The organism is Funiculus sociatus GB2-C1, assembly GCF_039962115.1.
Taxonomy (GTDB): Bacteria; Cyanobacteriota; Cyanobacteriia; order Cyanobacteriales; family FACHB-T130; genus Funiculus; species Funiculus sociatus.
Window position 1 is genome coordinate 82,323 of the sequence record NZ_JAMPKJ010000007.1, and the last position, 20,077, is coordinate 102,399.

17 protein-coding genes and 2 pseudogenes are annotated in these 20,077 nt (G+C 45.2%); 8 read left to right on the top strand and 11 right to left on the bottom strand.

Annotation, left to right across the window (positions count from 1 at the left end):
* Nucleotides 1-960 precede the first annotated feature (960 nt).
* Together NDI42_RS05440 and NDI42_RS05445 are read left to right on the top strand one after the other, a co-directional pair.
* Complete coding sequence (locus tag NDI42_RS05440) at nucleotides 961-2,088, top strand: RNA polymerase sigma factor, RpoD/SigA family (protein WP_190451858.1); 1,128 nt, start codon at nucleotides 961-963, stop codon at nucleotides 2,086-2,088.
* A gap of 60 nt (nucleotides 2,089-2,148) precedes the next feature.
* Nucleotides 2,149-2,670, top strand: coding sequence for a GNAT family N-acetyltransferase (locus tag NDI42_RS05445; RefSeq protein WP_190422522.1), 522 nt, complete (start codon nucleotides 2,149-2,151; stop codon nucleotides 2,668-2,670).
* On the opposite strand, the pseudogene NDI42_RS05450 reads toward NDI42_RS05445, so the two are convergent.
* From NDI42_RS05450 to NDI42_RS05475, 6 genes and pseudogenes are all read right to left on the bottom strand, one after another.
* Nucleotides 2,635-2,838, bottom strand: a pseudogene (locus tag NDI42_RS05450) (phosphate ABC transporter ATP-binding protein); the annotation flags it as partial. The gene NDI42_RS05445 and the pseudogene NDI42_RS05450 overlap by 36 nt on opposite strands.
* Before the next feature lie 370 nt (nucleotides 2,839-3,208).
* Nucleotides 3,209-5,833 carry an ATP-binding protein gene (locus tag NDI42_RS05455; protein WP_190451859.1) on the bottom strand — a complete coding sequence of 875 codons (2,625 nt, stop codon included), beginning with the start codon at nucleotides 5,831-5,833 and terminating at the stop codon, nucleotides 3,209-3,211.
* A 2-nt stretch (nucleotides 5,834-5,835) separates the two neighbouring features.
* Nucleotides 5,836-6,837, bottom strand: a complete 1,002-nt coding sequence (locus tag NDI42_RS05460; protein WP_190451860.1) for an ABC transporter substrate-binding protein — start codon at nucleotides 6,835-6,837, stop codon at nucleotides 5,836-5,838.
* A gap of 47 nt (nucleotides 6,838-6,884) precedes the next feature.
* Nucleotides 6,885-7,886 carry an ABC transporter substrate-binding protein gene (locus NDI42_RS05465; RefSeq protein WP_190451862.1) on the bottom strand — a complete coding sequence of 334 codons (1,002 nt, stop codon included), beginning with the start codon at nucleotides 7,884-7,886 and terminating at the stop codon, nucleotides 6,885-6,887.
* A gap of 51 nt (nucleotides 7,887-7,937) precedes the next feature.
* Entirely contained in the window at nucleotides 7,938-8,939 is a 1,002-nt protein-coding gene (locus tag NDI42_RS05470; protein ID WP_190451864.1) for an ABC transporter substrate-binding protein, read from the bottom strand.
* A gap of 49 nt (nucleotides 8,940-8,988) precedes the next feature.
* On the bottom strand, nucleotides 8,989-9,987 hold the full coding sequence (locus tag NDI42_RS05475) for an ABC transporter substrate-binding protein (RefSeq protein ID WP_190451866.1): 999 nt from the start codon (nucleotides 9,985-9,987) through the stop codon (nucleotides 8,989-8,991).
* 489 nt (nucleotides 9,988-10,476) lie between these two features.
* Here NDI42_RS05475 and NDI42_RS05480 point away from each other — a divergent pair, with 489 nt between their 5' ends.
* On the top strand, nucleotides 10,477-10,683 hold the full coding sequence (locus tag NDI42_RS05480; RefSeq protein WP_190422503.1) for a glycogen debranching protein: 207 nt from the start codon (nucleotides 10,477-10,479) through the stop codon (nucleotides 10,681-10,683).
* Nucleotides 10,684-11,014: 331 nt separating this feature from the next.
* Nucleotides 11,015-11,581 carry a retropepsin-like aspartic protease family protein gene (locus NDI42_RS05485; protein WP_190422501.1) on the top strand — a complete coding sequence of 189 codons (567 nt, stop codon included), beginning with the start codon at nucleotides 11,015-11,017 and terminating at the stop codon, nucleotides 11,579-11,581.
* Nucleotides 11,582-11,673: 92 nt separating this feature from the next.
* On the opposite strand, the pseudogene NDI42_RS05490 reads toward NDI42_RS05485, so the two are convergent.
* Both NDI42_RS05490 and NDI42_RS05495 read right to left on the bottom strand, forming a co-directional pair.
* Nucleotides 11,674-11,847 (bottom strand): annotated as a pseudogene (locus NDI42_RS05490) (PD-(D/E)XK nuclease family transposase); the annotation flags it as partial.
* Between the two features lie 34 nt (nucleotides 11,848-11,881).
* On the bottom strand, nucleotides 11,882-12,970 hold the full coding sequence (locus tag NDI42_RS05495) for an NAD-binding protein (RefSeq protein WP_190451868.1): 1,089 nt from the start codon (nucleotides 12,968-12,970) through the stop codon (nucleotides 11,882-11,884).
* A 101-nt stretch (nucleotides 12,971-13,071) separates the two neighbouring features.
* Between NDI42_RS05495 and NDI42_RS05500 the strand changes: the two genes are divergently transcribed.
* Complete coding sequence (locus tag NDI42_RS05500; protein WP_190451870.1) at nucleotides 13,072-13,749, top strand: potassium channel family protein; 678 nt, start codon at nucleotides 13,072-13,074, stop codon at nucleotides 13,747-13,749.
* Here NDI42_RS05500 and NDI42_RS05505 read toward each other — a convergent pair.
* Complete coding sequence (locus NDI42_RS05505; RefSeq protein ID WP_199311004.1) at nucleotides 13,746-15,389, bottom strand: cation:proton antiporter domain-containing protein; 1,644 nt, start codon at nucleotides 15,387-15,389, stop codon at nucleotides 13,746-13,748. The genes NDI42_RS05500 and NDI42_RS05505 overlap by 4 nt on opposite strands.
* A 279-nt stretch (nucleotides 15,390-15,668) precedes the next feature.
* On the opposite strand from NDI42_RS05505, the gene NDI42_RS05510 reads away from it, so the two are divergent.
* Entirely contained in the window at nucleotides 15,669-16,949 is a 1,281-nt protein-coding gene (locus tag NDI42_RS05510; protein WP_190451872.1) for an acetylornithine/succinylornithine family transaminase, read from the top strand.
* A 48-nt stretch (nucleotides 16,950-16,997) separates the two neighbouring features.
* Here the strand turns inward: NDI42_RS05510 and clpS are convergent, their stop codons facing one another.
* Nucleotides 16,998-17,321: an ATP-dependent Clp protease adapter ClpS gene (clpS, locus tag NDI42_RS05515; protein WP_190422493.1), complete on the bottom strand. Its 324-nt coding sequence runs from the start codon at nucleotides 17,319-17,321 to the stop codon at nucleotides 16,998-17,000.
* Nucleotides 17,322-17,498: 177 nt separating this feature from the next.
* Nucleotides 17,499-18,107, bottom strand: coding sequence for a hypothetical protein (locus NDI42_RS05520; protein ID WP_199295496.1), 609 nt, complete (start codon nucleotides 18,105-18,107; stop codon nucleotides 17,499-17,501).
* A gap of 80 nt (nucleotides 18,108-18,187) precedes the next feature.
* Between NDI42_RS05520 and NDI42_RS05525 the strand changes: the two genes are divergently transcribed.
* The gene (locus tag NDI42_RS05525) at nucleotides 18,188-19,195 is read left to right on the top strand and encodes a hypothetical protein (RefSeq protein ID WP_190422491.1); all 1,008 of its coding nucleotides are present in this window, start codon (nucleotides 18,188-18,190) and stop codon (nucleotides 19,193-19,195) included.
* A 207-nt stretch (nucleotides 19,196-19,402) separates the two neighbouring features.
* Complete coding sequence (locus NDI42_RS05530; RefSeq protein WP_190422489.1) at nucleotides 19,403-19,948, top strand: cysteine hydrolase family protein; 546 nt, start codon at nucleotides 19,403-19,405, stop codon at nucleotides 19,946-19,948.
* Nucleotides 19,949-20,077: the final 129 nt, after the last annotated feature.

Genomic DNA, 20,077 nt, shown 5'->3' on the forward strand with positions numbered 1-20,077 from the left:
AAACCCCTTCCTGGCGCTTACTGTAACCAGTTAATTTTAGCTGGCTGTTGACCTTTCAGGGATTGGGGATTGGGAACTGGGGATTGGGGATTGGGGATTGGGAAAAGTCAACTTAAGCCCCGGCGAATGAATTCGCGGCTACAAAAACCAAATCCGCCTGCCTTGGCTAACGGAAAATCAAGACTTTTGAAACCCTCGCACCATCGGGGTTTTGTCTGTATAGCTGCGGTTTTAACCGCCAAGCTCTTCTTAAATTGACATCAATGAGTCTTATTTAATCCCTAGTCCCCAGCCCCTATTCCCTAGCCCCTAGTCCCCAGCGCCTAGTCCCTAACCCCCAGTCCTAAGTAAATTTGCTACCCTCTATCTATCATGCAAAGAGCGCATGTGTGTTTTTCTCCCTATTGATAGAGAGCGAAGCTAATAATTATATGAGATCCTGTTGGCATAACCAATTAAATTTTAAAAACTTTTAGAATCGCTTAGTTACAACAGGAGGCAGCAAAACTATCAAAAATCCCAAACATAAGCATTTGCTATAAGTTATTTCAAGGAATTTTATCCACGACGTGAAAGCTAAAGGCAACCGTCTGATAGACTAAAGCTTTACCTTCATTTCTCCTGATTTTTTATCCGAATCTCCACCAAATCTAAAGGAATTATATATTCTGTAATCAGGAGAACAATCAGAAAAGAATATTTTGGTAGCCTAAAAAAGCAATTTGCTTTCTCAACAGGTGGGAAAAAGACATTTTGATTGTTTCAATACTGGTAGCTGATTTGCTTAAGTCATTATCAGATAAACGAACAACAAAAATAGCAGAGAAGTAAAAAGGAGAAATAAAAATTGAGCCTTGATTCTTTGCTTATAGAGCTTGTCTTCAGTCCGTCATGGATATGTACAAAGAGAGCAATCATCTAAACACACTCGCTTTATCCAATACCGACTCAGACCTTGTTATGAATATTGCTGAACTGAACCCAAGTGACGCTCTGGAATCTATATCTGATAACGATTTTGCAGATATTCCCCAACACCATCTAGAGGAATCTGATGAAATAGGCAGTGTCGAAGCTGAAATCTCAGAGGAAGTGGATAAATTAGCGGCTGGTCGCCCTTCCGGCTACCGCAAAACCGTTTCCGACGACACAGTGGGAGCTTTCTTTAAAGAGATGGCACGCTATCCACTTCTGAAACCAGAGGAAGAAGTAGAGTTAGCGCATCGCGTCCAATTTTTAGTAAAAATAGAGGCGCTTCAAGAAAAATTGCAAGAGGAGTTGGGACGCAAGCCTACAAAGGCAGAAATAGCAGCAGCAGATGGCATGACGGAAAGGCAGCTTGAGCATCACCTTTATCGCGGTAGAGTAGCGAAAAGGAAGATGATTCGCTCAAACCTGCGCTTGGTTGTTTCTATTGCTAAACGTTATTTAAATCGGGGCGTTCAATTTCTGGATTTGATTCAGGAAGGCGCACTCGGATTAAACCGCGCGACGGAAAAATTCGACCCAGACAAAGGTTATAAGTTTTCTACCTATGCCTATTGGTGGATTCGTCAAGCAATTACCCGGACAATTGCGAATGATGCTCGGACAATTCGCTTGCCAATCCACATTGTTGAGAAGCTGAATAAACTCAAAAAAGCGCAGCGGGAATTAAAGCAAGAATTGCACCGCAATCCGACAGAAGAGGAAATGGCGAAGGCTCTAGAAATTGAGCCAAATCAGTTGCGGCAGTTGTTGCAGTTGCGGAGGCGATCGCTTTCTCTAAATCATCGCATAGGTAAGGGTGAAGAAACCGAACTGATGGATCTTCTGGAAGATGGTGATAACCAATCTCCTGAAGAACAAATGAGCGAAGCGATGATGCGTCAGGAAATTTGGGAAGTCTTAGGAGACGTTCTCACAGAGCGCGAAAAAGATGTCATCTCTCTGCGGTATGGTTTAACTAGCAGCGAACCCTACACATTAGAAGAAGTCGGCTGTTTGTTCAATCTTTCCCGCGAACGAGTGCGTCAGATTCAAAGCAAAGCAATGCGGAAACTGCGCCGTCCTCAAGTCGCTAAACGCTTGAAAGGCTGGCTTAGTTAAGTTAATAGCTAATAGCTAATGGTAATTTACAATTAGCTATTAGCTATTAGCTATTAACAAATGATCAATGATTTGAATTTGCGCCCAGCTACTCCAGCTGATGTGCCAGTGCTGTTTCGCTTGATTGAGAGGCTGGCAGAGTATGAAAAACTATCTCATGCTGTCACTGGCAATGCTAACGACCTGAAAGAACACTTATTCGGCTCTAAACCCTATGTGGAGGCGATTATAGCTGAATATAATGGGCAAGCGGTCGGGTTTGCCCTGTTTTTTCATAACTATTCGACGTTTCTCACCAAGCCGGGAATTTATCTGGAAGACTTGTTTGTTCTCCCCGCATATCGTCGTCAAGGTATTGGTAAACAGATTTTTAGCTATTTGGCAAAGCTTGCAGTTGACCGTGGCTGCGGCCGGATGGAGTGGAGCGTGCTGGATTGGAATCAACCCGCGATCGCTTTCTATGAGCGCATTGGTGCAGATGTCTTACCCGACTGGCGGATTTGCCGAGTGGCTGGCGAATCCCTCACCAACCTAGCATCTGCACCATTAACCTCTTCTGCCAGTGACGTAGGCAGCCGTTAGAGGGTGCTGTGGGGATGCAAATATCTGGGTAACTGAACCGGATTCGATCAATTGTCCAGCGCCATTTTGAACCCAAAATAGCGCCACACCATCAGCAATGCGCTTTGCCTGTGCCAGATTATGGGTGACGATTAAATCCTCTACCACTTCACTAGAAAGCGGATCGAGGACACAGCCGTCTGACGGGGTTGTCCCCCGTCAGACTTACGTTACCCAAATTCGTGATTGCCGAAAACGCTCGGCTAACCAAGAAGATATTACCGCATTAATTAGTAATAGAAAGCTTACTAATACTAGGGCGGAGGCGTAGGCATTTGATTTCACTAATCTGCATGGACGAGCGCCCGGAATGAATGATTGACTCTGGCATTCGATCTATGTAACCCCTGGTAAAGATTAAAGCAGCTATTCCGGGAAAAGGGTTGGGGGTTAGGTTTCTAATAGCAGGTTGACAAAAACAGTGTACTATGTGTATCTAATAGAGAATTAGTGGTATGAGATTGCTAAACGCGATCGCTCTCTTAAAAAAACACTTATTTTAAACTCTAATCGGAATCTTTATCGCCAATTCAGCCCCTTTTCCGGGTACAGAAATACACTCTAAATTTCCCTTATGTTTTTCAACAATAATTTGGTAGCTAATCGCTAAGCCAAGCCCAGTCCCTTTACCAACAGTTTTCGTGGTGAAGAAAGGATCGAATAGTCTTTGCTTAACCTCTGGTGTAATACCTAAACCATTGTCTATAATCCGGATTTCTACTTGATTGCGGTCTACAACCTTGGTGCAAATCCAGATAGTGCCGGGATCGTCTTTAATTTCTTCTAGCGATCGCTTACGGTTGTACTCATCTAGAGAATCAATCGCATTCGTGAGTAAATTCATAAATACTTGATTGATTTGTCCGGCATAGCACTCGACCAAGGGCAATTCGCCATATTCTTTAATCACCTGAATTTCAGGATGCCCCGGTTTATTTTTGAGTTGATTTTGCAAAATCACTAGCGTACTATCAATGCCCTCGTGAATATCAACTTCTTTCATGTCCGCTTCATCCAAACGAGAAAAGTTTCTTAGAGAAAGAACAATTTGACGTATACGCTCAGCTCCCACTCTCATAGAGGACAAGATTTTCTGAAAGTCCTCGGTCAGGTAGTTAAGCTCAATGTCTTCAATATGCGTTTGAATTTCCGGGGCAGGATCGGGGTAGTGCTGCTGATACAAATCCAGCAATTGCAATAAATCTTGCAGGTATTCATTCGCAGGGGTAACATTGCCATAGATGAAGTTAACCGGATTATTAATTTCATGGGCTACGCCAGCCACTAATTGACCCAAACTAGACATTTTTTCCGTTTGAATCAATTGGGTTTGAGTTTGTTTTAACTCGTATAATGTTTGTTCCAACTCTTTAGCTTTGTCTCGGTATTTAGCTTCAGCTTTTTGAATTTTTTCAAATAAACGAGCATTTTCCCAAGCCGTGGCGATTTGTCCAGCCAAAGTGTTGAATGTATCGAGATCGGTTTGGCTGAAGCGATCGCTTTGGTAATCTTGGATATTAAGCACCCCCAAAAGCGTGCCACGACTGATCAGCGGGATTGCTACCTCGGAACCCCCTTGACCAGGTTGTAATTCTTTTTCTGTCAATAGATTACTGATATCATCCACCCAGACAGGTTGGTGTGTTCTGGCGGCATGAGCGACAATAGAGCGATCGCACTCCAGCGAGATATAGGCACTTTCGTCTTGCCTGAGTATATCGTAACTGCCAGAATCAGCCCACCTAACCAGTTTGCTGTTTGTTTGATCTAATAGATATATCTGAACATAGTGTAAACCAAAGCGATTTTGCATCAAGGCGATCGCTTCCCGCAATAGCAGTTCCGGGTCTAGGATCGCTTTCGACAGTTCGCTGACGGCAACCGTAACGTGTTGACTGACTTCCAGTTCGCGGGTACGCTCTTCTAAGCCTTGAAGCAATTTACCGACTTGTTCTGCCATCCCATTGAAACTCAAAGCTAGCACCCCAATTTCATCCTTTGATTTGATAGAAGTACGAGCATTGAGGTTGCCAGCAGTGAATTGAGTCACTGTCCCAGCCAGATTAATCAACGGCTGAGTCAGGAGCTCTCCGATCGTAATCGCCGCGATAATGACTAAACCTGCAATGATCGCAGCCAGCAACAGCGTGTCGCGGATTTGGGCTTCGATAGGCGCGAGAAATACCGATTGAGGCTGGACGAAAACCACAAACCACGGCTGCGTCTTTAGCTTGGTAACTGCTGCTGCGTTCGGCTCGTTGTTTGTAGAGGATAAGGCAGTTGTAAAGTAAGGGGATGTTGCAGCGTTATCTAGACCTTGCTCAAAAGCAGGCAAATTTGTCGAGAAGTCTGCCGTTTTACCCTTCGGCAACCGTCCTTCTGCTTGTAGAGCTTTCACTTTAGCTGGTGGGAGTGGTGTTACCGATTTAAAATTTAACTCAGGTGCTTTGCTGTGAGCTAAACGGATATGGTTTTCGTCCAGCAAAATCGCAAAAGATGCGCTTCCTCTCACTAGGTCGGTATTTTGGCTAACCAATCGCTGAATCACGGCAGCCTTATAACAGATATGCAAGACACCAATAATATTTCCAGAGGCATTCCGTACCGGACTACTGAAGTACAAACTGACCTCATTAGTCGTTGGGGAAAACTCGATGGGCGAGACATAGGGTAAGCCAGTTTTAAACGGTCGTTCAAAGTAATCTCGGTCAGATTTATCTATACCAATATCTGGTGTATACGTATCAATGACAGCTCGCCCCTGGCGATCGAGCAGCGCGTATGATGAGATATTCAACGTATCTTTACGGCTGAGCGATCGCAAAGCGCCCTCGACTTCTGAAGCGATACTTTGTCTCTGGTTAGCAGGTAAACTTAAATACTTCGCTAAGACTGGCAACTGAGCTTCAACCCGGACAGCATCTAGATTAGAGGAGATAAAGGCATCTATACTCAGGGCCGTTTGGGAGGCAGATGTTAGGAGGGTTTGATTGGCATTTTTTGTCAGCTCCTTTTGCATGGTTCGCTGATTCAAGAATGCCAGTACTAGCAAGGGGAGGAGCGCCACACCCAAGAAAGAAAAGATCAGCTTAGTGCGTAGGGTATAAAGTTGGAACTGTTTCACAGTCAATTTACCTTTTGTAATTGCTGTACAAAGGACGGCTCGATCAGTTTTTGAATATCTAGTGCAGCGTTTAGCCCTCCAGTGCGAGTATAGAAGTCGGCGTAGAATTTGGCTGTATGATACAGCGACTCGGATGTAGAACCGGGAGTAAAGGCTTTTAAATTGTCTTGCAAAGTGTATAACTGGACTCCATCGGTGGAAACTTCTTCAGGTTTGAGGTTTAGTTTTTTGGCAATCAGTGCATTACTTTCTTCTGGATGAGCCTTCCAGTAATCTTGGGCTTGGAACCAAGCTCGGATAAATGCTTGTATTTGAAGAGGGCGATCGCGTACTACCGAAGTGCGAAATGCGATGACATTCGGAAGCAATCCAGGTGTTTGCTTAGTGCTAAGTAGCACCTTTGCCCCGGCTTTAACCGCTTGCCCTGTGTAGGGTTGCCACGTATTTCCAGCTTGAATGTCACCACTTTGTAAACCCGCTGGAACCGATTCTGGTTCTACATTGACGAGAGTCACGTCATTAGTGGTGAGGTGATTTTTGTGCAGCAAGGTGCTGATAAATAATTCTCCAAAATCACCTAATTTCGTGCCGATTCGCTTGCCTTTTAAGTCCTTCATACTTTTAATATCGCGCTGCACCACCAAAACGTCCGCACCCGCTGATTGATCCGTCACCTGAGTAATCTGCACGTCAGGGTTTTTCCCAATAATGTTGATGATGCTACCCAAAGAGGTAGCGATCCCGTCGGTTCTGTCAGCACTGAAGGCAGAGATTGATTCTATGTAGTTTTCTATATAGACGGGTTCAACTTTCACCCCTTGAGCCGTGAAGAAACCTTTTTCGTAAGCGATCGCTATCGGAAAATTTCCAGGCCACAGATTGTAGATAACTCTCAGGGTCGGAAGCTCGCTTCGGGAACTAACAGTTGTCGTACTATTACAGGAGGTGATGAGTACAATGCTTAACAAGAAAAGAGATAGAAAGCGAAAAAATCGAGATTTCATACAGACCGATTGATTTTGTAACGGCATGGGAGTATATTAATTAAGTGTCAGTTTCCCGATTGCAACTGCTGTACAAAAGAGGGATTAATCAGTTTTTGAATATCTGGTGTAGTGCTTAGCCCCCCGGTGCGAATCGAGAAGTCGGCATACAATTTGGTGGTATGGTACAACGACTCTTCTGTGGAGCCGGGAGTAAACGCCTTTAAGTTTTCTTTCAAGGTGGAAAGCTGAATGTTATCGGTTGAAACGGTCTCAGGTTTAATCTTCAGCCGCTTAGCAATCAGTGCTTTGCTTGCTTGGGGATTTGCTTTCCAGTAATCTTGGGCTTGGAACCAAGCTCGGACAAATGCTCTTATCTGTCCAGGGCGATCGCGTATTATATTGCTGCGAAACACAATGACATTCGGAATCAACCTAGGCGTTTGCTTACTGGTAAATAGTACCTGCGCTCCGGCTTTCACTGCCTCTAATGTGTAGGGATACCAAGTTTGTCCGGCTTGAATATCACCGCTTTTTATGTGTGCTGGAATCGCTTCTCCTTCTATATCGACTAGCGTCACGTCATCGGTAGTAAGACCATTGCTCTCCAGCATCTTGACAACAAACAATTCTCCGTAGTCGCCTAACTTCACGCCGATTCGCTTGCCCTTCAAGTCAGCCACACTTTTAATATTGCGTTGCACCACTACGGTGTCAGCACCAGCCGATTGATCCGTCACCAGCACAATCTGCACCTCTGAGTTTTTCTCAATAATGCTCATCAGGCTACCCAAAGCCAGGGTAATCCCATCGTATTTGCCAGCACTGAAATCAGAGATAGACTGTAGATAGTTTTCTGAATACACAGGTTCAACTTTCACCCCACCAGCCGCCAGGAACCCTTTTTCTTGAGCGATCGCTATCGGAAAATACCCAGGCCACAGAGTGTAAACAACTTTCAAAGGCGGACTTTCTGGGCGGGAAGTCACCGTTGTTGTACGATTGCAAGCTGTAATGAGTAAAATGCTCAACAGAAAAAAAGATACAAAACGAAGAAATCGAGATTTCATTCAGACCTGCATTGATGCGTGTGAGTAAATGTAATCATATTGGCTTTTGTGTCAACTTCCCGATTGCAACTGCTGTATAAATGAAGGAACAATCAGTTTTTGAATATCTGGTGCAGTGCTTAGCCCCCCGGTGCGAATCGAGAAGTCGGCATACAATTTGGTGGTATGGTACAACGACTCTTCTGTGGAGCCGGGAGTAAACGCCTTTAAGTTTTCTTTCAAGGTGGACAGCTGAATGTTATCGGTTGAAACGGTCTCAGGTTTAATCTTCAGCCGCTTAGCAATCAGTGCTTTGCTTGCTTGGGGATTTGCTTTCCAGTAATCTTGGGCTTGGAACCAAGCTCGGACAAATGCTCTTATCTGTCCAGGGCGATCGCGTATTATATTGCTACGAAACACAATGACATTCGGAATCAACCTAGGCGTTTGCTTACTGGTAAATAGTACCTGCGCTCCGGCTTTCACTGCCTCTAATGTGTAGGGATACCAAGTTTGTCCGGCTTGAATATCACCGCTTTTTATGTGTGCTGGAATCGCTTCTCCTTCTATATCGACTAGCGTTACGTCATCGGTAGTAAGACCATTGCTCTCCAGCATCTTGACAACAAACAATTCTCCGTAGTCGCCTAACTTCACGCCGATTCGCTTGCCCTTCAAGTCAGCCATACTTTTAATATCCCGATGCACCACTACGGTGTCAGCACCAGCCGATTGATCGGTTTCCAAGACAATGTGGATATCTGGGTTTTTCCCAATGATGCTCATCACACCACCCAATGTTACGATGATGCCATCATATTTACCTGCACTAAAATCAGAAACAACCCCTAAATAGTTTTCTGAATACACAGGTTCAACTTCCACCCCCTGTTCTGCGAAAAATCCTTGTTCTGAAGCTATTTCCATCGGGAAATATCCAGGCCACAGATTGTAGGCAATTCGCAGGGGTGGAAGCTCAGGCTTAGAGGTTATAGAGGTTCTACCATTGCAGGCTGTAACCAGCACAATGCTGAGCAATAAAAGAGACACAAAGCGGAAAAATTGAAATTTCATATTAAATGACTTTTGATGTTTAAATGCATGAAATAATGCTATTTTTTTGTCATTTTCCTGCCTGCAACGGCTGCACAAAAGAAGGATTAATCAGTTTTTGAATATCTGGGGCAGTGGTTAGCCCTCCGGTGCGAATATAGAAGTCAGCGTACAATTTTGCGGTATGGTACAACGACTTGGTTGTAGAACCGGGAGTAAACGCTTTTAAGTTGTCTTTTAAGGTGTACAACTTGACACCCTCAGTAGAAACTTCTTCGGGTTTGATGGAGAGCGTTTTCGCAATCAGTGCTTTACTTTCTTCGGGATTTGCCTGCCAATAGTCTTGAGCTTGAAACCAGGCGCGAATAAATGCTTGAACGTCTTTTGGGCGATCGCGTACTACCGAGGTGCGAAACACAATTACACTTGAAATTAAACCGGGTGTATCCTTACTGCTGAATAATACTCGCCCTCCAGATTGGGTAACTTCAGATAGGTACGGTTCCCAAGTATGTCCTGCTTGAATATCACCGCTCTTAAAACGTGCTGGAACCGATTCTCCTTCTACGTTGACTAGGGTTACATCATCGGTAGTCAAACCATGTTGCTGGAGCATTTCGCTCACAAATAATTCTCCTTCGCCTAACCTGACTCCGAGCCGCTTGCCTTTCAAGTCAGCGACACTTTTAACATCCGGGCGAGCTACAATTGAGTCCGAACCAGCCGATTCATCAGTTGCGATCGCAATCTGCACATCTGGGTTTTTCCCAATAATGCTCATCAGGCTACCTACTGTGAGGGCGACTCCATCATATTTTCCAGCAGCGAACTCAGACACCGAATCTAAAAAGTTTTGGATATAGACGGGTTTGACTTTCACCCCTTGAGCCGTGAAGAATTCTTTTTCAGATGCGATCGCTATCGGAAACAGTCCAGGCCACAGATTGTAGCCGACTTCCAAGGGCGGCTGTTCTGGGCGGGAAGTTACGATTGTCGTACCATTGCAAGCTGTGACGAGTACCAGGCTTAGCAAGAAAAGGGACGCAAAGCGGAGAAGTCGAGATTTCATAAAACTAAATTTGTGACTGAACTAGAGTCCTACTGCCTTTCGCAGTTAATCTAATAGGATGGCGATTCTTAACTCCTGCGCTTGTCTTGGGGATTGATCGCTGTCCAGAACGCTTGGTGACGTTTCCCTCCGCTGAGCCAAGAGTTGAGTGATGCGCTAAGAAGGCTACCGCCTCCGGTTCCTTTCTTAGAGTTCCCAATTTTGTCTAAGATTTAACGGTGGTATTGTATATCTGTGGTTGATGGTGTTGGTATCAATGCAGGTCAATTAGTTTACAAGTGAATCCACAATTGCAAAACACCTTTGCCTTGCGATTACGGTCTGGTGTATGAGATAACGCGACTTGGTATAAGTAGATTAAGCACAAATCAATATAAAATCCCTCGAACAAGCGCGAGTGCAGCCCTTGAGGTAAGCGATTTTTCTTGAGTTGAACAAATAACTCTACTCAACCAGTCCATCCATTTAAAATTCAGGGGGAATGGCCTAATGACCATTTGGGTAAACGAACAAATCGATCCGTCTGGTATGATCCATGCTTGCATTGCCTGTTGTAATGAGGAGCAGGCAAAAGATTGTCATGATTCCTATAAACAGAACTTGACTGAAGTTCAAAAATGTGCAGGTTGGATTGCTAGATTGCGGACAGTTGATTCTTGGGACGAAGTGCCAGTTAACGCCCTAAAGCTAGATTAATAATCGATGAAAGCTCTTGTTGATTAGCTCTTTCGTCAGCGGTGTGCGTCGGATCATCTGGAGTTTGGCAAATAAATTTGCCAAATAATCTGGAAAACTGCGACTTCAGTTGTAGATAAATTTGGCTCTTCTGACTTTGTGGCGATAAACAAAAGTGATTACTGATGTCATGCCGCTCCTGAGAAGTTAGGTATTTCTTGTTACTGTTTTTACCATAACTTCAGTAAAGCCAAACAGTTGTTGCTTACGCGAATTGCAAGTTCAGCGTAGTGTAAAATTTAGCTTTGTAAAACTCACTTTTTGACGCTCTTAAGCGCATCTATTACACACCATGATCCAAAAACATTCTCGATTTGGTGCCACACTCCTTTTACTATCTGGCACACTAGCATTTACCACTGTTGCCTATAACAGTTATGGGGACACCTCTGAAAAAGTTTTAGCAGCTGCTTTAGACTCATCTCTAAATGAACGTCCCGCAAGCACAAACCAATTGGCTCAAAGAAGAGAGCGTTTGGAACAAAGAAGGAACCAACAGATATTTGAAGTTCCAATTATAGGACGGCAGTCGGGAATACCCGTAGTTGAAGTTACTTTTAACAACAGGCGTAGATTCCCGATGATGGTAGATACTGGAGCAAGTGTAACAATAATTACCCCACAGATGGCAAATCAAATAGGGTTTCGCAAGACTGGTACAACACGAGTAAAAGTAGCTAATGGTGAGACTATTGAAGTACCAGTAGGACGTGTATCTTCTATTGACGTAGGCGGTGCTGTAATAGAAGATTTTACAGTTTTAGTAGCCGGAGCGCCACTTTTAGGACAAAACTTTTTCAGCGGTTATAACGTGACGATGCGGCAAAACATGATTGTGTTTAGAGAACGGCGGAGGTAAAAGGTAAAAGGTAAAAGGTAAAAAAGTCCTTCTTTTTACCTTTTACCTTTTATTAGCCAAAAATTGAAAAAAGATTTTGTTTACTATTGCACTTTTAAGCCAGAAACGCGGGTAACTTGACAAGGAGCGATGATTTCTAAATCTTTGACGGCAGGTTGAGCATCATAGAGGAGAGCATTTAAGAAACTGATCAGAAGCTTCTTACTTTGCGGAGAACCAAAGATTTTCTTGAAAGCATAATCAGTTTTAGGATTAATGAAGGACATAATTGGTAATTAGTAATTGGCCACAAGCTTAATTTTAAGTGTGTTTAGGTGGGCGGAACTTGCGGGAACTGATGGGAATAAGAATTTGACTGAGCATTCGCAATTGTTCAGCCGTACCCATGCAAATTAGTAAATCTTTAGGCATTAATTGAGTTTCCCCAGTGGGGCCGCCAATAAGAGTGCCATCAGCGCGACGAATCGCGAGAACTAAAGCACCAGATTGCGATCGCAACCTCGCTTCCCTTAAAGATTGCCCAACAACCGGACAACTTTGGGGATCGATCAGAAACTCTTCCATATAAAAAGCCCGATCTGTCCCTGTGAGAATCCCATCCACAAAATCCATCACCTGGGGTCTAAGGGCAGCAGCAGCCATGCGTCTACCGCCAGTAATATAAGGAGAAACAACAGCATCAGCCCCAGCGCGTTGCAACTTTTGTACAGCTTCTTCCGTACTAGCACGCGCGATCGCGCGAATTTGCGGATTCAGCGTTTTTGCCGAAAGCACCGTATAAAGATTTTCCGCATCCGAAGGTAACGCCGCCACCAAACAAATCGCCCGCTCAATTCGTACCCGATGCAGAGTATCATCCAGAGTAGCATCGCCCTGTACGGCAATATAACCCAGCCCCTGAGACTCCTCTACTTGCTCTGGCTGAGAGTCAATAATCACAAACGGAATTCCCTCGGCAGCAAATTCTACAGCAATGTGCCGCCCGGTGCGACCAAATCCACAAAGGATGTAATGTTCATTTAAGGAATCCACCAAACGCCTCCGTTGCCTCAGTAGTATTCCTTCTTGAAAGTAGCCTTGGATCAGGGCTTCTGTAAACCGATTGACGATATAACCAATGCTGACCACACCCATCAAAATCAGGGTAATGGTAAACAGCCGACCGCGATCGCCTAAAGGATTAGTTTCCCCATACCCCACAGTTGCCAAGGTGATCACAGTCATATATGCTGCGTCTGACCACGACCAGCCCTCAACCAGCTTATACCAGAGAGTGCCGCCGAGGGCTACGCCGCCGAGAGCGATCGTCCCGCCAATTAGCTCTTGGCGGATACGTCGATATTTTTGTTCAAGTGCTGTCCGAGAATCGCGTACAGTTCCTGTACTCACTTAGGTCAAAATAGGGGTAAAAAAAATGAGGATTCCATCGCAGGATAACTGTTCCCAACTTGTAAAGTGAAACATAAAGTCAACATTCGTAGAGATCAACTATGTACGTACTCATTGGCGGAGCCGGACTTGTTGGGTTGGATTTGGCGGAACGGCTAGTAGAGCTGGGGCATACCGTCGCCGTAATTGATATCGATCCGAGTGCCTGCCGTTATGCCCGCGAAGAAGTCGGCGCAATGGCTTTTGAAGGCAGTGCTGTCAGTACCGAAGTGCTATTAGAAGCCGGGATTCACAAAGCTGATGCCGTAGCAGCCGTTCTCCGGCACGATGCCTTAAATCTAGCAATGGTCACTCTCGCTAAACACTACGGCGTTTCCCATATTGTGAGTCGAATGCGCCACCGTGATTTTGCCGAACCTCTACGCCTTGTCGGGGCTTCTCATATCATCAGTACCGTCGATTTAGGAGTTTCCACAATGGTGAATGCGATTGAGTATCCTGAAGTAGAATCAATGATGCACTTTGAGCAGGGTCAAATAGAAGTTTTAAAACTCTCGATTCCAGAAAAGTGCTATGTTGTCGGTCTTACCGTTGCTGAAATCGCTCAAGAACCCCAATTTCCTACAGGCTCTTTAATTATTGGTTATCAATCCCATCCCCACATGGATTTAGAGATTCCCAACGGGAGTACAGTGTTAGAACCGGGAGCGACGATATTAATGGTGACGAAGCCAGGGTCATTACATCAAGCCATTGATTTTATCAACGGTTGTACCTAATCATCTTCTAGTTTCATCAGTTGTTCATCAATCGTTTTTATCCGCCCTTGCACAATTCCCTCAGAGAGAATTCGCTGCCGAATTGCCTCATTCAACGCTCCTTTTTCTGCCAATAGCAATCGTCGTCTAATGGCGTCAAGTTTCGAGCGATCGCCTTCAACTAATTGTCCCGGACGACGATTATAAAGATTCCGCAGCGCTTTTTCTGCCCCTGCCACTCGTACCTGATATGCGGCTCGGATTTCTTCGTAAACACTTTTTGGCAAAACCCCTTTTTTCAATAGACTATCCAGTTCATCTTGAGCCGCCTTAGAAGCAATCAACTGAGCTTGCAATTCCTCAACCTGCTGGCGAGAATCTGAGAACTGAGATAACTGCAACCGCCGTACAAACCAAGGTAAACTTACCCCCTGCCCAACGAGAGATATCAGCACCGCACCAAACACTAAAGCGATCAACTGCTCTCGCCCCGGTAGTGTTGTAGGTAAACTGAGGGCAAGAGCCATTGAAAGAGAGCCTTTGATGTTACCTAAAAACAGGACGTGCTGCCAACGGAATGGAATCGGACGGTCAAACAAACGTACCCCAGCCAACAGAGGATAGACAGTGAGAACTCGCGCGATTTGGTAGGCTAAAACGGCAAGCAGAACCGCTGGCAAAGTCCTCCAGAAGGTCACTGGATTTATTTCTACACCAATCAGCAGAAAAATAAAAGTATTGACCGCAAAACTGGCATAGTCCCAGAAACTCAACAACGCAATTCGTTCGGAAGCAGACGTGCTGCGAGAAAGCCCAATGTTCCCGAAAATTAATCCAGCCACAACCACAGCCACAGCACCAGATACCCCCAAAGATTGCCCAATCTGAAAGGTTCCTAATGCAACTGCAACTGTCAGTAAGAGACTGCTAAGCGGATCGTGTAAACGAATAAATACAGGTATGCTTAAGTAGCCCAAGACTAAGCCGACGATACTGCCTCCCACGGCAACAAATAACAGTTGTTGGATTCCTTCTAATATCGTGAGCGAACCTGTCGAATACACTGTCAGAATCAGGTTAAATGAAACTAGGGCGGCAGCATCATTGAATAGGGTTTCTCCTTCAACGATCGTCGAAAGCCGGGAGGGTACAGGTATCTCCTTAAAAACGGCAATCATTGAAACCGTATCAGTGTTTGCGAGAATGACTCCAATTAGTAGCGCCGGTATCCAAGCTAGCCCCAGTCCAAATTTCAACAGAACGGCAATAATCCCAGAGGAAAGTATAGCCCCTGGGCCAGCTAAGAGGGCAATTGGTTTAAACGTGCTTCGGAGACGGCTAACATCTGTATTGATGCCAGCTTCAAAGATGAGGATTGGCAGAAAAAGATTCAAAACCAGAGAAGGATCTAGTCCAATCCGACGAGAAAATAGCTCGGTAATCGGCAAACCTGCCAACACTAAACCCGTGACGTAGGGAACGCGAAGCCGTTGCGTCACCAGGGCAACAACTGTGGCAATTAGCAGGAGAATAATCAGAATCGGGACTAACTCTGCAATGTTTGCTTGAGGCTGCTGGTTTGTTTCGTTAAGATTAGCGAGAATAAACGGCTGCGGAAAGCACCAGACGGGGGGGTTCGCTAAGGATAAAAGACGCATCATCTGATTTAGCTGATTGGTACAAACGAACGTGAGGAGCGATCGCAGCTTGTACTTCCCCAAAATCACCCTTTTCGGGGAGCAAATTGGACAAAGTGCAATGCTCACGGTCAATCGTAGGCTCAACCCGGAGTCGTGTGGACGATGTTAACCGTCTCAGCTAACCTTTCGCAAGTAAGCCTGTTTCTGTTTTCTCAGCATTTATAGTTCTCTTTAAACACAACTTTTTGAAAATTCCCTTTAAGATTGCCAAATAAGGATAAAAAATTTTAGGAGTAAGCAGTGAGTCTAGAAACTCTGGTTGAAAATCCCTCAATTCCGGCAGAGTCAGGTGTGTCTGTTCCGTATGATCCAGAAGGCTTTGACACCTCCGTGATGAGTACCTACGGGCGCTATCCTCTAGCTTTAGAACGGGGTGCGGGTTGCCGCCTATGGGATACCGAGGGGCGCGAATATTTGGACTTTGTTGCCGGAATTGCCACTTGTACCCTCGGACACGCTCACCCAGCCTTGGTGGAAACCGTAACGCGGCAAATTCAGACGCTGCACCATGTCTCTAACTTGTATTACATCCCGGTGCAAGGGGAATTGGCAAAATGGCTAATTGAGCATTCTTGTGCAGATCGGGTGTTTTTCTGCAATTCTGGGGCTGAAGCAAACGAGGGGGCAATCAAACTGGCTCGGAAATACGCCCACACGGTCAAAGGGATACAAAAGCCGATTATTTTGACTGCTCACGCCAGCTTCCACGGGCGCACGTTGGCGACGATTACCGCCACAGGTCAACCGAAGTATCAGAAAAATTTTGCCCCGTTGATGCCGGGATTTTTCTACGTGCCTTACAACGATATTGGGGCGATCAAGAATGCGATCGCTACCCTCGACGAAGGCGATCAAAACGTCACCGCAATTATGCTGGAAGCTTTGCAGGGAGAAGGTGGCGTGCGTCCCGGCGATGTCGAATACTTCCAAGAATTGCGGAAAATCTGCGATGACAACGACATCTTGCTGATTTTAGATGAAGTGCAAGTCGGGATGGGTCGCAGCGGCAAATTCTGGGGATATGAAAATCTGGGAATTGAGCCGGATATCTTCACTTCTGCTAAAGGATTAGGCGGCGGCATCCCGATTGGTGCCACAATGTGCAAGAAGTTCTGCGATGTCTTCCAGCCGGGAGATCATGCCAGCACCTTTGGCGGAAACCCTTTTGCCTGTGCTGTGGCTTTAACTGTTTGTCAAACCTTAGAGAAAGAAAATCTGCTTGCTAATGTGCAAGAACGCGGCGAACAGTTAAGGGCCGGGTTGAAAGCGATCGCATCTAAATATCCCGACCAAATTAGCGAAGTGCGCGGTTGGGGTTTAATTAACGGTATGGAATTAAATACCGAAACTCAGCTAACGAGTGCTGATGTCCTCAAAGAAGCGATCGCTAACGGTGTGTTACTCGTCCCCGCAGGCCCCAAAGTAATCCGCTTTGTGCCGCCGCTAATTGTATCAGCTCAAGAAATAGACCAAGCCTTGCAAGCAGTTGAAAAAGCAATGGCAATTATAACTAACGGCTAAAGGCTAATAGCTAATGGCTAATTGTTTATTAGCCATTAGCTATCTTTTTCACGCCGCTTCCAGAGGAGCCATAGTTAACCCAGCGCGAGAAAGTTGCTCGTGGTAAAGTTCTGCTTGCTCTTGGGGGCCAACCCAAACGAGTGCTTGACCTTCAAAGTGGACTTCGTAGGTGTGTTCCCAAGCGCGATCGCTCGTCATCTGGGGAATATACTTCACCAAGCACTCGTGAACGTGTTCAAACGTATTGAAATCATCGTCCAAAACGATGACTTTGTAATTGGGATATTGTTTGCGGACAACTTGACTAGACCGTTCAGGAGCTTGAATTGGTGCAGAGGCGATCGCGTCAACCGCTGAAAGTCTGCTAGTCATAAGGCAGTTTCCGAAAATACTTTAACAAAATTAACTTACAGCTATTTATCTCATTTTAACGATTTATTACACAAATCCCGCAAACCAAAGCCTAACCTCCCCCAACTTCTAAGCTGGCGACGCTTCGGGTAATACGTCCCGCACCACCCTTGTCTGACATTTTAAATTTTTAATCCCTTAAAAGCGCCCTACTAAATCCTGTTGAAGTACCTGTACAGAGCCAATCGCTATCTGAATCAGAGGCCACCCCACCAAACAGATCGACGCCGCCCAAACCGTAGTAATATCTAAACCTTGGCGTACTGCAACAATAACAGCCAGCAAACTCCAGACAGATAGCCCCAACTCAATACCCCGCCCCAGCAAAGGAATCAACGTTAAGAAGTTCAGCACTTGGGGAGCATAGGCAAAGCCAATCGGAATCAACAAATCCCCAAACGCTACGTGATTCGGCTTTAGCCAATCCCCGATCTTGGAGATAGTTAGAGTCCAAAAATAATAGCCTGCCATGACGCTGATGCCATCTATCAAAAGTGCAACAACTAGCACAGGAAGCGATGCCCGATTAATTAATAAAATGACTGCACTGCCCAAAGCGTGAGACACTGCGGCGAAAATCACCATCGTGCGGGCTATGCGATTCGTTGTTGGATTATTGGGAGCATTTTCATAAAAATTTGCATCCAAAGAGAGAGCCTTCCAAAGCGTCTTTCCAAAACTGCCTTTTGATTTCTGGTCACTCACGTTGAATCCCTGCGATCGCAATTGCTGACAACTTGATAGCATACAGTTTCAGACAGCAGATTACAAAAAAAAGTTCAACCTTTGCGGCATGATAATGAAATCAGGTAACTAGACATTCTTGAATGCTGCAACTAATTGGGCGGATACTTCTATGGCTTCGGGGTGGAACCTTAAGGTTATTGATCCTAGCGGGATTCATCCTCCTAATTTGGGGAATCATATCGCCTGTGGGAACACTGATGTGGTGGCTAGGGCAAGGGGCTGAAACTGTAGGATTGAAGAAAAACCAGCCCTATACCCTGCCACCTAACAATGCGGTAACTTCTGTTGTTAAATCTTCCCAAATAAATTGTTACATTGTTTATCTTTCAGGAGTGGGAGATTTTTCTGCTAATGAATTAACTCCCGGAGAAGAAGAGTTTCTAGACCGGATAGTTAAAATTAATCCCAACTGCGTAGCCGTAGGGGATGTTTTCCCCTACTCAGCAGCTAATAAAAGTTTAGGAGGTCAGCGAGTGCTAGCGCCCCTATGGAACTTTGCTAATAAGGCAGATGGTTTGTTTGGAATAGCAAACGTGCTGATCAAAATTCGCAATATCTGGCGATTCGCAATCTCAGCCGATCCTCGTTATGGCGAGGTTTATAATCAGGGGATTGCCGATGCCATCATCGAACGGATGAATGCGAAGTATCCTATCGCACAGGTTCAGAATAAACCTTTTAAAATTATTCTCGCTGGTACGAGTGGCGGTGTAGAAGTTTCCTTGGGTGCCGCTAGCTATCTTAACAAGTGGCTAGATGCAAAAATTATTATAGTTTCGATTGGTGGCGTGTTTAATGGCAGAACTGGCTTTAGTGCCAGCGAACATTTCTACCATCTGCGAGGCCGTCGAGATTGGGTTGAAGATATAGGCGGCATTATTTTCCCGTCGCGCTGGCTGTGGAACGTTGGCAGCGAATATAATCAAGCTCGTCTGCGAGGCAAGTATACAGCTAGTATCAGCGGCCCCCACACCCACGATGGCCCAGAAGGCTATTTTGGTCAAGAAATTGCCCAGGAAAATGACATCACCTATGTGGAGTTAACCCTAGAAGAAATTAATCAATTGCCAATTTGGTCTGAAAAGTAGCTAATGGCTAATCGCTAATGGCTAATGGTAATTCTTCAATTAGCCACTAGCAATCATTAATGAGCCTTTGTTTGGTTTCGGTTGCCTCAACCTAACCTAGAATTAGGCTACAAAAGTGGGTTTATAACTTTAGAGGGGTAGAAATTTCCTTTAATAACTCTTCTAATTATGAAAGATAGACTCCTCAATTTATATAAGACCATTTAAATGTCCGAGCCATTACTGGTCGTTGATGTGCAACCCGGTTTCATCAACGAATTCACGCATCACATCCCACAACGCATCGCCCGCGCGATCGCGCGATCGCACTATACACCGCTTTTGTTTACTCGGTTTATCAACTCGGAAAATGGGCCATATAGTCGCTTCCTCGACTGGGACGGCTGCAACCACGAACCAGACACAAACATTGTCCCGGAACTCGAAACTTTTGCAGAAGAAGACCTCATTTTTTCCAAGTCGGGACTATGCGGGCTGCCGGATTCTTTGGCAGACTATCTCTCAAAGCAGGATATTAAGCGCATCTTCATCGTCGGTATCGATACCGATATGTGCGTGTTAAAAATTGCAATGGATCTTTTTGACATCAGCGTAGAACCAATTATACTAACCGATTGCTGCGCTAGTACGGCAGGCTTGCAAGCTCACTTGGCAGGGTTAGCGGTACTCAGCCGCAATATCGGTGCTATGCGGCTGCGGGAAGCTGGTGTCAGCGATGGGTGGTTGGCTGCGCCTGTAGAAACGGCAAAATAATTGCTAATTGCTAATTGCTAATATAGCAATCCTAATTGGTTTGTAAAAAAACGAACCGCCGAGGCACTCTAAAAAGAAAAAGAAAGAATTTTATGCCTCAGATAGGATTGCTATTTTAATAAAAAACAA